Source organism: Janthinobacterium leeuwenhoeki (assembly GCF_051380795.1).
GTDB lineage: Bacteria > Pseudomonadota > Gammaproteobacteria > Burkholderiales > Burkholderiaceae_D > Janthinobacterium.
Window position 1 is genome coordinate 1 of record NZ_JBNYXT010000028.1, and the last position, 13589, is coordinate 13589.

Genomic DNA, 13589 nt, shown 5'->3' on the forward strand with positions numbered 1-13589 from the left:
GTGGTTGGCAAGAAAGTGGAGAGTATCGTCGAGCATAGCCAGGCAGGTTAACAGCAGACACTGACGTTTACAAGCCCCAAATAAAAATGCCGTTCAGTCTTAACTGAACGGCATTAGGCCGTAGCCCGTTGTTTTGCTGCGTCAGTGCGGTGCGCGAGACTTACTTGCGGCCGCTGCCTTTGCCGCCGCCCAGCATGTCGAGCTGTTTCGATGGCGCGCCCTTGGGCGCTGTCTTGGCTGTCGGTTTGGCGACGGGTGCTGGCGCGTGCTTCACGGCAACCTTGGCCACGGTCTTGCCGGCGGCGCTGGCCGGCTTGGCGACTTGTTTGCTCGAAGGAAATGGTTTCTCGGCCGGCTTGGCCGGTGCTGGCGCGGCCGCTTTCACTGGCGCGGCGGCGGCTGCCGGTGCGGGTTTGGCCGCTTTCACGACGGGCTTGTCGGTGGCCTTCTCGGCAACCTTCTCGGCAATCTTGGCCGGTGCTGCCACTGGCTTGGCTACGGGGGCGGCAACGGGAGCGGGCACTGCCTTGGCGACAGGCTTGGCCACTTCGGCAGGTTTGGCTGCAACGGGCGCAGGTGCCGCTGCTGACGCAGGTGCAGGTGCAGGTGCAGGTGCAGGCGCTGGGGCAGAAACGGGAGCGACGACTGCCAGCGCCGGCTTGCTTGCCGGCGGGGCGGGAACGGCTGCAGGCGCGGCCGCATCGAGGCGGGCCTTGGCCGAGGCCAGCAATTCAGCCTGGGTGCTCGAGGCGATACCGAACAGTTGGCGGCTATACGCCAGCAGGCTGGCGATATTCGGTTGCGCCTGGCTGGTGCTGTAGCTGAAGAAGTCGCGCGGGTCCTGCGTTTCCAGCAAATGCTGCGCCGTTTCCGCCGTGTGGGAGAGGGCGGCCTTGCCTGCGTTCAGGTTCAGGGCGATGATTTTCTCGGCACTTTCGAAGACTTTGCTGGTCACGGTGCTGAAGATTTGCAACTGGCTTTCCAGTTGCGATTTGGCGGCGCTGGAAATTTGTTCTGGAAGCGGAAACATATTTACTCCTTTGTACGGATTAAAATGCTGGCAAAACGCTCTGCAAAATCCCGAAAACCAGAGTTGGCCGCGTTTTGTAAAGTGGGTAGCGTGCTGAGTAACTGATCAGAGCCTGATTATGATGCAACGCAATATGAATATTCTAGCGGTGATTCAAGTTAGTTGAAAGCTATTTTATTCAGCCCCTGCACCGTGTGCTCGCCCTATTCATGCGCCTGGCAGCATTTGCGGGAAGTTTGCGCATGCGCAAGGTGTTGCCAGCGAATCTATGGCTATGCTTTTGCCAGTGGCTGCATTCGTGCACCGCAGCATCCCGCAGAGATGTATTAAATAGCAATTAATTTGAAGCGTCACGCACCGAAGTTTACCGAAGGAGTTTCCGCATGGACCTAGTTATCCGCAATGCCAGCCTGCCCGATGGGCGTCGCGCCATCGATATCGCCATCGAGGGCGGCCGCATCGCCGCCGTCGGCCCTGCCTTGCCCGTGACGGGCGCGCAAGAGATCGACGCCGGCGGCGACCTGGTCACGCCACCGTTTGTCGATGCGCACTTCCACATGGACGCCACGCTCAGCTATGGCTTGCCGCGCGTGAACGCCTCCGGCACGCTGCTCGAAGGCATCGCCTTGTGGGGCGAGCTGAAACCGCAACTGACGCAGGACGCCCTGGTGGAGCGCGCCCTGCAGTATTGCGACTGGGCCGTGGCGCGCGGCTTGCTGGCCATCCGCTCGCACGTGGATATCTGCGACCCGCGCCTGCTGGCCGTCGAAGCGCTGCTCGACGTCAAGCGGCAAGTAGCGCCGTATCTCGATTTGCAACTGGTGGCCTTCCCGCAGGACGGCATCCTGCGCAGTCCCGGCGCCTTCGACAATCTGAAGCGCGCGATTGCCATGGGCGTCGATGTGGTCGGCGGCATCCCCCATTTCGAGCGTACCATGGCCGACGGCGCGGAATCCGTGCGCCTGCTGTGCGAATTTGCCTGCGAACGTGGCCTGATGGTCGACATGCATTGCGACGAGTCGGACGACCCGCTGTCGCGCCATATCGAAACCCTGGCCTTCCACAGCCAGCGCCTTGGCATGCAGGGCAGGGTGACGGGCTCGCACCTGACGTCCATGCATTCGATGGACAATTATTATGTGAGCAAACTCTTGCCCCTGATCCGCGAGGCGGGCGTGGCGGCCATTGCCAACCCCCTCATCAACATCACCCTGCAGGCGCGCCACGATACGTATCCGAAGCGGCGCGGCATGACGCGCGTGCCCGAGATGCTGGCTGCCGGCATCCCCGTCGCCTTTGGTCACGACTGCGTGATGGACCCGTGGTACAGCCTCGGTTCGGGCGACATGCTGGAAGTGGCGCACATGGGCTTGCACGTGGCGCAGATGACGGGCCAGCAAGCCATGCACGACTGCTTCCTGGCGGTGACAGAAACGCCGGCGCGCATCCTGGGTCTGGATGGCTACGGCATTGCACCCGGCTGCCATGCGGACTTGCTGATCCTCGATTGCGGCTCCACGGTGGAAGCGCTGCGCTTGCGCGCGGCGCGGCGCCTGGTGCTGCGGCGCGGGAAAGTCGTCAGCGAGTCGCCGCGCACCGGCGCCCGCTTGCATCTGCCGGGCCGGCCCGAGACGGTCAATTTCCGCCTGGGGCGCTGATACAATCTGCCATCACTTGTTATCGGGAGCACCGCCTTGAAAGAAATTGATATCCGCCCGGCCAATGAAGCCGATTTCGACGCCATGTGGGCCATCTTCCAGGTCCTGGTGGCCGCTGGCGACACCTATACCTTCCCCGCCGATACCACGCGCGAAGCGTGCCACGCCTACTGGTTCGGGCCTGGCGTGCAAAGCTTTGTCGCCGTGATGGGCAGCGAGCGCCTGCTGGGCATGTACAAGCTGGTGGCGAACCAGCCGGGACATGGCTCGCATGTGGCCAATGCCTCGTTCATGGTCGATCCGGCCGCGCAGGGCGTGGGCGTAGGGCGCCTGCTGGGCGTGCACTGCATGGAAGAAGCGCGCCGCGCGGGCTATCTGGCGATGCAGTTCAACTTTGTCGTCAGCACCAACCTGGCCGCCGTCACCCTGTGGAAAAAGCTGGGTTTCAGCGTCGTCGCCACCCTGCCGCTGGCCTACCGCCACGCGCAGCTCGGCTATGTCGACGCCTACGTGATGTACCAGTTACTGAGCGATCCGATGCAGTGGCCGGCATGAGCGGCGCCGTCACTGTGATCGAGACGCCCCGTCTGCGTCTGCGCACCGCTACGCTGGACGATGCGGCCTTCTACATGGAACTGGTCAACGACCCGTCGTGGATCACCAATATCGGCCAGCGCAATATCCACACGCTGGAGGCTGCCCGCGCGGCACTGGAAACGGGACCGATGGCGCAGCAGCGTGAGCTGGGCTATTCCTTTTATATCATTGAACTGCGCAGCGAGGGCGTGGCCATCGGCATGTGCGGGTTGATCAAGCGCGCCACCATGCCCGGGCCTGACATCGGTTACGCCCTGCTTCCCGCACATTGCGGCCAGGGCCTGGCCTGGGAGGCGTCCGCCAGCGTGCTGCGTCACGCCCACGACGTGCTGCGCGTGCCCACCCTGTATGGCCTGACGTCACCCGGCAACCAGCCCTCGATCAATCTGCTCAACAAGCTTGGCTTGCGCTTCGAGCGCTTTTCGCGCCAGCCGCTGGGCGGCAAGGACTCGAATATCTATCGGCGTGATTTTTTGTGTACTGACGCGTGAAAAATAGTATTTGAAAACTGGCCGCTTTTGCAGTGGTGGCAGGCCGTCTTTGTTTTTATAGTGGATTCACCGGTGGAAGACCACCGGACTATAAAAATGGAGACGTGTTATGAAAATCATGACTGCTATTGCATGGGGCGCCCTCATGTCCGCCGCTTTTGCCGACGCTTCGGCGCAAAGCTGCTCGGTGCCCGTCCTCAAGGTGCTGGCGCAAAAAAGCCTGGGCCTGACGGTGATGGAAAAGACCCTCGCTGAGTATGAAAAGAAAAACGGCACCAAGGTACAAATCAGCTATTTCGGCGAAAACGACCGCCGCTCCAAGGCCAGGCTGGACGCTTCCACCAAGGCTGGCTCCTACCAGATCTATTACATCGACGAAGCCAACGTGGCCGAATTTGCCACGGCCGGCTGGGTCGTCCCCCTGCTCAAATACCTGCCCAAGGACGCCGATTACGATGACTTCCTGCCGGGCCGCCGCGCCGTCGCCGCGTACAAGGGCGTGGCATATTTCGCGCCCCTGATCGGCGGCAGCGACTTCCTGTTCTACCGCCGCGACTTGCTGGAAAAGGCCGGCATCGCCGTGCCGAAGACGCTCGACGAACTGGTCGCCGCCGTGAAAAAACTGAATAACCCGCCGCATGTCTACGGCTGGGCGGCGCGCGGCCAGCGCGGCTCGGGCATGAATGTGTGGCGCTGGGCGCCGTTCATGCTGGCCGCCGGCGGCAAGTGGGAAAACAATGGCGTGCCGACCTTCAATTCGCCGCAGGCAGTGAAAGCGACGACCCTGTACCGCGACCTGTTCAAGTATTCGCCGCCGGGCGGCGCCACTTACGACTGGAGCAACGCGCTCGAAGCGTTCAGGTCGGGCAAGGTGGCTTTCATGATCGAATCGACGCCATTCGCCGACTGGATGGAAGACCCGAAAAAATCCTCGGTGGTCGACAAAGTGGGCTATGTGCGCCCGCCCGTGCCGCTGGCATCTGCCGCCTACGGCCATGGCCTGGCCATTTCCGCCACGGGCGCCAGGGATGAATGCACGCGCCAGGCGGCCGGCAAGTTCATCGCCTGGGCCACGGGCAAGGAGCAGGAACAGGCGCGCCTGAAGGACAAGGTCTTCAGCGACTACAACCGCAGCAGCACCATCGCCAGCGACTACTTCCGCAAGCACGTCAAGCCGCAGATCCAGGCGGGCCTGACGGACACCACGCCCGTCTCGCGCGTCACCATCTGGCCCAGCCCCGAGTGGCCGGACATTGGCGACAACCTGGGCGTAGTGCTGGAAGAGGTGTTTACGGGCACGCGCGGCGACGTGCAAAGCGCGCTCGATGAGGCCAACGAGTACGCCACGGAAGTGATGCAACGGGCCAGCAAGCGTAAATAAGCCCATATCGCCAACGACTCCACCAGCTAAAACCAGGGGTCAGACCCGACGGGTCTGACCCCGGCTCTTGCTTTTGGGGTAACGCCAGCGCTTGTCCGTTCTCGTTTGAAAGCCATCACCATGCCGCATACCATTCGCAAGAAACGCCATACCTGGCTGCCGGCCGTCTTTCTGACGCTGCCGCTGCTGGTCCTGCTGGTACTGGGCCTGGTGCCCAGCATCGCCGCCATCAACCTGGCCCTGCAAAACCGCGTGCTGCGCTACAGCGACAGCGACTACGTCGGCTTTGCCAATTTTCTCCGCCTGTTCGGCGACCGCCGCTTCCTCAATGCCGTGCAGGTGTCGGCCATCTGGGAAGTCGTCACCGTGGCCGGCTCGCTGATCGTCGGCGTGCTGCTGGCCGTGTTCCTGTTCGAGAGAATCAAGGGACGCACGCGTGACGTCATCGCGCTGCTGCTGATCGTGCCGGTGCTGCTGCCGCGCGTGTCGGCCGCCTTCATCTGGAAGTTCATGTATTCGCCGCTGATGGACATTTTGAACTGGCTGCTGGAATGCGTGGGCCTGGGCGGCACGGCCCTGCTGTCCGATCCCGCCACGGCACTGTATGCGGTGGCGCTGGTCGATATCTGGCAATGGGGCCTGTTCTTCGGCGCCGTCATCCTGAAGCTGCTGGAAACGCTGCCCACCGAACCGCTGGAAGCGGCGCGCCTCGATTACGCCAGCACGCTCCAGGTGTATGCCTACATCGCGCTGCCGATGCTGAAGGTGCCCATCATGAGCCTCTTGTTTATCAAGATGGTCGAGTCGCTGCGCTCGTTCGATCTGATCTACGTGATGACCAAGGGCGGTCCCGGCATCTCCACCGAAACCCTGGACATGTACGCATATGCACAAGGGATCGGCCTGATGGGCAAGGTGTCATACGCGTCCAGCATGGCCGTGCTGATGATGCTGGCCACCACCGTAATATTCACCCTCCTCTGGAAGCGGGTCGCCAAATGGGAAAACTGACGCTCTCTCGCGGCGCAAGTGCCGTCACCACCACCGCCATCACCACGGTGATCGTCCTGGTGGCGCTGTTTCCCATCCTGTGGGCCGTGCTCAATTCCTTCAAGGAGCTGATGGATATCGTCACGCCCGTGCCGCGCTTTTTCTTCAGCCCGACCCTGGCCAACTACCAGCAGGTGCTGGCCAGCCCCGAAGTGCTGACGGGGCTGGGCAACAGCGTGGCCATCGTCGGCGTGGCCGTCTTGTTGGGCGCCGTGCTGGGCGTGCCGGCCGCATATGCGATCGCCCGCTATCCGATCCCGGCCAAGAAGGATATCCAGTTCTTCCTGCTGTCCCTGCGCTTTTTGCCGCCGGTGGCCGTGGCCATCCCGCTGATCTCGATCTGGATCGACCTGGGCCTGTACGACTCGCGCCTGTCGATGGTGGTGACGTATCTGCTGGTGACGCTGTCGACCATCATCTGGCTGTCGATTCCCGCGTTTGCCCGCATCCCGAAGGAGATCGAGGAAGCGGCGGCGCTGGACGGCTACGGCCCTTATCAGGTGTTCTGGCACGTGGCCCTGCCGGTGGCCTCTAAAACCCTGATGGGCGGCATCGTCTTCAGCTTCGTGCTGGTCTGGAATGAACTGATGATCGCGCTGGCGCTCACTTCCTCGAAAAGCATGACCCTGCCCGTGGTGGCGTCGGCGTTTACTTCGATGGGCCAGGAAGTGCCTTGGGGCGTGGTGAACGCCTCCACCGTGCTGCTGGCGCTGCCGCCGCTGCTGTTCGTCAGCATCCTGGGACGGCTGCTCAACTCCATGCTCAAACACAAATAAAAAGGAAATCATCATGCAAGCACTCGTTTTGGAACAGGCTGAAAAAATCACCTTGCGCGACATTGACATGCCGCTCATCGTCGGCCCGCGCGACGTCAAGATCAAGGTGCACACGGTGGGCATTTGCGGCAGCGATGTGCATTACTTCAAGCACGGCAAGATCGGTCCCTTCGCCGTCGAAGCGCCGATGGTGCTCGGGCACGAAGCGTCTGGCGTGGTGGCCGAAGTGGGCACGGAAGTGACGCACCTGAAGGTGGGCGACCGGGTCTGCATGGAGCCGGGCGTGCCGCAGTTCGATTCGCCGGCTACCATGCGCGGCCTGTACAACCTCGATCCGGCCGTGCGCTTTTGGGCCACGCCGCCCATCCACGGTTGCCTCACGCCGTATGTCGTGCATCCGGCCTCGTTCACCTTCAAGCTGCCCGACAACGTCAGCTTCGGCGAAGGCGCCATCGTCGAACCGCTGGCCATCGGCCTCCAGGCGGCCAAGAAAGCGGCCATCAAGCCGGGCGACGTGGCCATCGTGATCGGCGCCGGCACCATCGGCGCCATGAATGCGCTGGCGGCGCTGGCGGGCGGCTGCTCGCGCGTGATCCTGGCCGACCTGGTGCCGGAAAAGCTGGCCCTGTTCGCCGATAACCCCGCCGTGACCACGGTCAACGTGCGCCAGGCCAGCCTGGTCGAGACGGTGCGCGAACTGACGGGCGGCTGGGGCGCCGACATTGTTTTTGAAGCCAGCGGCAGCATGCGCGCCTACGACAACATCATCGATCTGCTCTGCCCGAACGGCTGCCTGGTGCTGGTCGGCATGCCGCCCGAGCACGTGCCCTTGGATATTGTCGCCATCCAGGCCAAGGAGGTGCGCATCGAGTCCGTGTTCCGCTACGCGAACATCTTCCCGCGCGCGATCGCCTTGCTGGCCTCGGGCAAGATCGACGTCAAACCCTTCATTTCGCGCACCTTCGCTTTTGCCGACGGCGTGCAGGCCTTCGAGGAAGCGGCCCAGGGCCATCCGCGCGACGTCAAGATACAAATTGAACTGGCAGGAGACTAACCATGGCAAACATCGCCTGCAGGCAGCTGCACAAGACCTATGACGAGAAGACGGCCGTGCTGCAGCCGTTCGACCTGGAAATCGATGACGGCGAATTCATCGTCCTGCTGGGGCCATCGGGCTGCGGCAAGTCGACCCTGCTGCGCATGATCGCGGGCCTGGAAGACATCAGTGGCGGCGAGCTGCTGATCGGCGGCGCCGTCGTCAACGACTTGCCGCCGCGCGCGCGCAACGTGGCGATGGTGTTCCAGAACTACGCGCTGTATCCGCACATGACGGTGTACGACAATATCGCCTTCGGCCTGCGCCGCCTGAAGGTTCCGAACGACGAGATCGAGCGCCGCGTGCGCGAGGTGGCGGCCATCCTCAGCCTGGACAGCCTGCTCGAGCGCAAGCCGCGCGCCATGTCGGGCGGCCAGCAGCAGCGCACGGCGATTGCGCGCGCCATGATCAAGACGCCGCAGGTGTTCCTGTTCGATGAGCCGCTGTCGAATCTGGACGCCAAGCTGCGCGCGCAGCTGCGCGCCGACATCAAGCGCTTGCACCGCCGCTTGCGCACCACCACCCTGTACGTGACGCACGACCAGCTTGAGGCGATGACTCTGGCCGACCGGGTGGTGCTGATGAAGGGCGGGCATATCGAGCAGATCGGCACGCCGGCGGAACTGTACAACTATCCGCGCACCCTGTTCGCGGCAGGGTTCATTGGCACGCCAGCCATGAATTTCATCGATGGCGTCGTTGAAAAAGAGGGCGGACAAACGGTGCTCGCGTGCGCCGGCTACCGCTGGCCATTGATATCGCTCCGCTTCGCGGCGCTGCAGGCGGGCACGCGCGTGGTCTTCGGCTTGCGCCCGAATCACTTGCGCGCGGCGCTGCCGCAGGAGCAGGCAGGCACGCATGGCATGGCGTGCGTGATCGACCTGGTTGAGCTGCTGGGCGCCGAAGCGCTGATCAGCTTTCAGTGCGGCGCCTTGACCTTGTCGGCCCTGCTGCCGGCGAACGCGGCCAACAGTGCGGCGCAGGTGGGCCAGACCCTGGCGCTGGCCTTCGATGAAGAGCACATGCATCTGTTCGACGCCGACAGCGGGCTGGCCGTGGCGCTCAGTGGTCAGGTAAGTGGTTAGAATAGCTAGTACCGAGACCGCGCAAGGGAACTGCCGTGACGCCTGACCTGGAACTGATCCATAAACCCATCCACGAATCGTTTCGCGCATGGGCGCACGGCTTTCCGCACACCGTGGCGAAATGGCATTTTCATCCCGAGTACGAACTGCACTTTATCATCACATCGAATGGCAAATTTTTTATCGGCGACCATATCGGCAGTTATGGGGCGGGCAATCTGATTTTGACAGGGCCGAACCTGCCGCACAACTGGGTCAGCGAACTGCCGGAAGGCGTGGTACTGCCCGAGCGCGACCTGGTGCTGCAGTTTTCCAGCGACTTCATCGAACGCTGCGCGCTGTTGTTCCCGGAAATGGCGCCTTTGAAAGCCTTGCTGGGCGAGGCAGGCCGGGGCTTGCAATTTCCCGATGCGCTGGGCCTGCGCCTGGTGCCGCTGATGAAGGAATTGACGACGGCGCAGGGCCTGCGCCGGGTCGAGCTGTTTACGCGCCTGTTCGCCGAGCTGTGCGACTGCCGCGAGCGGCGTCCGCTGGCCAGCGTCACCTATCTGGCGCAGGCGGGCCGCTACATGTCATCGACCATCAACCTGGTACTGGCCTATATCAAGCAGAACATCACGCTCGATTTTTGCGAGCAGGACGTGGCCGACGTGGCGGAGATGAATACGCTCAAATTCACGCGTTTCTTTCGCAAGCATACGGGCACCTCGTTCATTCAATACGTCAACCAGGAGCGCATCGCGCTGGCCTGCGAGCTGCTGATGAACACGGACATGAAGGTCACCGATATCTGCTACCGCACGGGCTTCAACAACCTCTCCAATTTCAACCGCCAGTTTTTGGCCCACAAGCAGATGTCGCCGTCGAAATTCCGCTCTTGCCTGCTGATGAACATGCCCGAGCCGTCCGGCGACGGCCATTCTTAACTCTCTTTTGGAATCAAATGACTTATCTCGGTATCGATATCGGCACTTCCGAAGTCAAGGCCATCCTCACCGATGACGCCCAAACCATCCTGGCCAGCGCTGGCGTGACCCTGCGCGTGTCCAGTCCCCATTCCGGCTGGTCGGAACAGAATCCCGAAGACTGGTGGCACGCCACCCTGGATGTCATCGCGGCCATCCGCACTGCGCAGCCGATGGCGTTTTCCGGCCTGCGCGGCATCGCCCTGTCGGGCCAGATGCATGGCGCGACCCTGCTCGACAAGCAGCAGCACGTGCTGCGCGCAGCCATCCTGTGGAACGACACGCGCGCCTTTGCCGAATGCGTGGAACTTGAGGCGCTGGTGCCGGAGTCGCGCGCCATCACGGGCAACCAGGCCATGCCGGGTTTTACGGCGCCCAAGCTGCTATGGCTGCAAAAGTACGAGCCGTCGCTGTTCCGCGCCACGGCCAAGGTCTTGCTGCCGAAGGATTACGTGGCGCTGCGCCTGACGGGCGAGTATGTGTCCGACATGTCCGACGCTTCCGGCACCCTGTGGCTGGATGTGGCCAAACGCGACTGGTCCGAACGCATGCTGGCGGCGACCGGTTTGACGCGCGAGCACATGCCGCGCCTGGTCGAGGGCAGCGCCGCCGCCGCGCAGGTGCGCCCGTCCCTGTGCCAGGAGTGGGGCATCGCGCATCCGGTTTTGCTGGCCGGCGGTGCGGGCGACAATGCGGCGGCTGCCGTGGGCCTGGGCGTAGTGGAGCCTGGCGCCGGCTTGCTGTCGCTGGGGACCTCGGGCGTGCTGTTCGCCGGCAGCGATGGCTTTGCGCCCAATCCGGGCCAGGGCGTGCATGCGTTCTGCCATTGCCTGCCCGAGCGCTGGCACCAGATGAGCGTGATCCTCAGCGCCGCGTCCAGCCTCAGTTGGGTGGCGCGGCTGACGCAGTCGAGCGACATCGGAGCATTGGTGAAACTGGCGGAAAACGTCGAGGCGCGCACGGCACCGGTCTTCCTGCCCTACCTGAGCGGCGAACGCACGCCGCATAACGACGCCTCCGCGCGCGGCGTGTTTTTTGGCTTGTCGACGGAGCACGGGCGCGCCGAGCTGGCCTACAGCGTGATGGAAGGCGTGGCCTTTGCCATGGCCGACGGCAATGCGGCCCTGCGCAGCGCTGGCACACATCTGGCAGAAGCGTCGTTCGTCGGCGGCGGTTCGCGCAGCCGCTTCTGGGCCCAGCTGTGTGCGAATGCCTCCGGCTTGAACGTGCTGCGCCACGACCACGGCGCGGCCGGCGGCACCATGGGCGCGGCGCGCCTGGCGCAGATGGCGGTGACGGGCTTGCCGCCCGCGCAGGTGTGCACCCGCCCGCCCGTGCAGGAAACGGTGGCGCCGCAAGCGTCCGCCGTGCTGGACGAGCGCCTGGCGCGCTACCGGCGTTTATATCCGCTGCTGCGCGAAGAGTTTGCGGCAGCTGCCGTGGCGCGCTAGCGTAACCGGCAAGATTGCCGGCACGGCCATGCTGCACGCCCTGCAATATGGCCAGACAGTCAACCTTCCAATGTAATTTGTTGTTTCTATGCTGAAAGTGTTTCTCTAGCGAAAGTGCTGCTTGGTTTTTCACGGGGCACGCGGCATGATTTCCCCATTTGGTGAGAATTGGATAGTTTTTGGCGGCGCCGTTGTTGCCATCCTGTTCTTGCCGCCGGGAGAAACACATGCAACTCGCGAATCTGAAAATCTCCGTCCGCCTGGGTCTGTTGGGCGCCTTCTTCTTTCTTGCGCTGGTGTTCGTTGGTGCGCGTGGCTGGAGCGCGCTTGACGCGGCCAGCGCGCGTGGCAACGAGGCCATGCAACGCGCGGTGGCCCTGACGGAAGCGGTTGACGCGGCGCGCAGCGCGCAGGTGGAATTCAAGATCCAGGTGCAGGAATGGAAAAACATCCTGCTGCGCGGCGGCGATGCTGCCGCCTTCCAGCGCTACCGCGAAGCGTTTGTCGCCAGTGGTGCGCAGACGCGCAAGGAATTGAAAAGCCTGCAGGCGATGATGGCGGCGCTGAAGCTCGATACGGCGCCCGTGCAGCATGCGCTGCAGGCGCACGATGCGCTGGGCGTGAGCTACCTGGCGGCGCTGCAAAAATTTGATGGCGCGCGCGCCGACAGCGCCCAGACCGTCGATGCGCTGGTCAAGGGCATGGACCGCGAACCGACGCGCCAGATCGACGCCATCGTTGCGGCCATCGGCAAGCAGTCGCACGCCCTGATGGTGCAGATGAAGGAGCAGGACGCCGCCGCGCACCGCAGCGCCAGCATCGCCATGCTGGCCACCGTGCTGGTGACCCTGGTCGTGGGGTCAATCACCGTGTGGTGGCTGATCCGCAGCATCACGGTGCCGCTGGGCGCGGCCGTCGGCATCGCCCAGCAGGTGGCGGCGGGCGACTTGCGCGCCGTGGTGGCCGATGGCAGCCGCGATGAAATCGGCGATCTGCTGCGCGCTCTAAAAGCGATGAGCGGCAACCTTGCCGCCATCGTGGGACGGGTGCGCGCCGGCACGGACGCCATCGCCACGGCGTCCGGCGAAATCGCCAGCGGCAACATGGATCTGTCCTCGCGCACGGAAGAGCAGGCCAGCTCGCTGGAAGAAACCGCCGCCTCGATGATCGAACTGACGTCCACCGTGCGGCAGAATAACGACAACGCCGACCAGGCGCGCCAGCTGGCTGGCGGCGCATCCGACGTGGCGCAGCGCGGTGGCGAGGCCGTGGCGCAGGTAGTGCAGACCATGAGCCATATCAATGCCTCGTCGAAGCGCATCGTCGACATCATCGCCGTCATCGACGGCATCGCCTTCCAGACGAATATCCTGGCCCTGAATGCGGCGGTGGAAGCGGCCAGGGCCGGTGAGCAGGGACGCGGTTTCGCCGTCGTGGCCACCGAGGTGCGCAGCCTGGCGCACCGCTCGGCAGAGGCTGCGCGCGAGATCAAGCAGCTGATCGGCGAATCCGTGCGCACGGTGGAAGAGGGCAGTGTGCTGGCCAGCCAGGCGGGGCGCACGATGGATGATGTGGTGAGCAGCGTGCAGCGCGTCAACGCCATCATCGGCGAGATCGCCGTGGCCAGCGTGGAGCAGCGCGACGGCATCGAGCAGATCAGCATCGCCATCAGCCAGATGGATGGCGTGACGCAGCAGAACGCGGCCCTGGTGGAGCAGGCCGCCGCCGCCGCGGATGCGCTGCAGCAGCAGGCGGCCAGCCTGGCCGACGCCGTCAGCATCTTCAAGCTGCACGGCACGCCCGGCGTGGACGCCCCGGTGGGCGCCGTCCCGTCCCGGAGGCTGTCGCTGGCCTGAAGCAGGCGTGCCTCCGTGCCGCTTGATGCCAGTCAAGCGGCGCCTCATCAGGCAAATATCGCGCCAAAATTCTTATATTATTTCCTTTCAGCATGTATTTGCGCCCGGCCGCATGGCGCGCGTTGCAAAGGAAAACCATGTTTCCCACTTTCC

The 13589-nt window shown here is 63.6% G+C and carries 12 protein-coding genes; 11 read left to right on the forward strand and 1 reads right to left on the reverse strand.

The genetic code is table 11. From position 1 onward, the window contains the following. Nucleotides 1-160: 160 nt before the first annotated feature. Nucleotides 161-1030, reverse strand: a complete 870-nt coding sequence (locus ACQ4WS_RS19140) for a phasin family protein (protein ID WP_436478657.1) — start codon at nt 1028-1030, stop codon at nt 161-163. A gap of 383 nt (nt 1031-1413) precedes the next feature. On the opposite strand from ACQ4WS_RS19140, the gene ACQ4WS_RS19145 reads away from it, so the two are divergent. The 11 genes from ACQ4WS_RS19145 to ACQ4WS_RS19195 all read left to right on the forward strand — a co-directional run bounded on the left by ACQ4WS_RS19145 (nt 1414) and on the right by ACQ4WS_RS19195 (nt 13436). After that, nucleotides 1414-2688: an amidohydrolase family protein gene (locus ACQ4WS_RS19145; RefSeq protein WP_436478658.1), complete on the forward strand. Its 1275-nt coding sequence runs from the start codon at nt 1414-1416 to the stop codon at nt 2686-2688. Nucleotides 2689-2724: 36 nt separating this feature from the next. Continuing rightward, on the forward strand, nt 2725-3243 hold the full coding sequence (locus ACQ4WS_RS19150; protein WP_436478659.1) for a GNAT family N-acetyltransferase: 519 nt from the start codon (nt 2725-2727) through the stop codon (nt 3241-3243). Beyond that, complete coding sequence (locus tag ACQ4WS_RS19155; RefSeq protein ID WP_436478660.1) at nt 3240-3776, forward strand: GNAT family N-acetyltransferase; 537 nt, start codon at nt 3240-3242, stop codon at nt 3774-3776. The genes ACQ4WS_RS19150 and ACQ4WS_RS19155 overlap by 4 nt, the downstream gene beginning before the upstream one ends. 118 nt (nt 3777-3894) lie before the next feature. Next, nucleotides 3895-5157, forward strand: a complete 1263-nt coding sequence (locus tag ACQ4WS_RS19160; RefSeq protein WP_436478661.1) for an ABC transporter substrate-binding protein — start codon at nt 3895-3897, stop codon at nt 5155-5157. Between the two features lie 120 nt (nt 5158-5277). After that, complete coding sequence (locus tag ACQ4WS_RS19165; protein WP_436478662.1) at nt 5278-6168, forward strand: carbohydrate ABC transporter permease; 891 nt, start codon at nt 5278-5280, stop codon at nt 6166-6168. Then, nucleotides 6156-6983, forward strand: a complete 828-nt coding sequence (locus ACQ4WS_RS19170) for a carbohydrate ABC transporter permease (protein ID WP_436478663.1) — start codon at nt 6156-6158, stop codon at nt 6981-6983. Before ACQ4WS_RS19165 ends, ACQ4WS_RS19170 begins: the two co-directional genes overlap by 13 nt. Before the next feature lie 13 nt (nt 6984-6996). Further along, the gene (locus ACQ4WS_RS19175) at nt 6997-8037 is read left to right on the forward strand and encodes an NAD(P)-dependent alcohol dehydrogenase (RefSeq protein ID WP_436478664.1); all 1041 of its coding nucleotides are present in this window, start codon (nt 6997-6999) and stop codon (nt 8035-8037) included. A 2-nt stretch (nt 8038-8039) separates the two neighbouring features. Then, nucleotides 8040-9164 (forward strand): ABC transporter ATP-binding protein, encoded by a 1125-nt coding sequence (locus tag ACQ4WS_RS19180; RefSeq protein ID WP_436478665.1) that lies wholly within the window; start codon nt 8040-8042, stop codon nt 9162-9164. Between the two features lie 35 nt (nt 9165-9199). Next, complete coding sequence (locus ACQ4WS_RS19185; RefSeq protein ID WP_436478666.1) at nt 9200-10090, forward strand: AraC family transcriptional regulator; 891 nt, start codon at nt 9200-9202, stop codon at nt 10088-10090. Nucleotides 10091-10107: 17 nt separating this feature from the next. After that, nucleotides 10108-11580, forward strand: coding sequence for a xylulokinase (gene xylB / locus ACQ4WS_RS19190; RefSeq protein ID WP_436478667.1), 1473 nt, complete (start codon nt 10108-10110; stop codon nt 11578-11580). Between the two features lie 227 nt (nt 11581-11807). After that, nucleotides 11808-13436, forward strand: a complete 1629-nt coding sequence (locus ACQ4WS_RS19195) for a methyl-accepting chemotaxis protein (RefSeq protein ID WP_436478668.1) — start codon at nt 11808-11810, stop codon at nt 13434-13436. The last annotated feature ends 153 nt before the right edge of the window (nt 13437-13589 follow it).

Coding starts and splice junctions, on each gene's coding strand:
- ACQ4WS_RS19165 (WP_436478662.1), top strand. CDS start 5,278: ATGCCGCATACCATTCGCAAGAAACGCCATACCTGGCTGCCGGCCGTC.
- xylB (WP_436478667.1), top strand. CDS start 10,108: ATGACTTATCTCGGTATCGATATCGGCACTTCCGAAGTCAAGGCCATC.
- ACQ4WS_RS19140 (WP_436478657.1), bottom strand. CDS start 1,030: ATGTTTCCGCTTCCAGAACAAATTTCCAGCGCCGCCAAATCGCAACTG.
- ACQ4WS_RS19180 (WP_436478665.1), top strand. CDS start 8,040: ATGGCAAACATCGCCTGCAGGCAGCTGCACAAGACCTATGACGAGAAG.
- ACQ4WS_RS19175 (WP_436478664.1), top strand. CDS start 6,997: ATGCAAGCACTCGTTTTGGAACAGGCTGAAAAAATCACCTTGCGCGAC.
- ACQ4WS_RS19160 (WP_436478661.1), top strand. CDS start 3,895: ATGACTGCTATTGCATGGGGCGCCCTCATGTCCGCCGCTTTTGCCGAC.
- ACQ4WS_RS19195 (WP_436478668.1), top strand. CDS start 11,808: ATGCAACTCGCGAATCTGAAAATCTCCGTCCGCCTGGGTCTGTTGGGC.
- ACQ4WS_RS19170 (WP_436478663.1), top strand. CDS start 6,156: ATGGGAAAACTGACGCTCTCTCGCGGCGCAAGTGCCGTCACCACCACC.
- ACQ4WS_RS19145 (WP_436478658.1), top strand. CDS start 1,414: ATGGACCTAGTTATCCGCAATGCCAGCCTGCCCGATGGGCGTCGCGCC.
- ACQ4WS_RS19155 (WP_436478660.1), top strand. CDS start 3,240: ATGAGCGGCGCCGTCACTGTGATCGAGACGCCCCGTCTGCGTCTGCGC.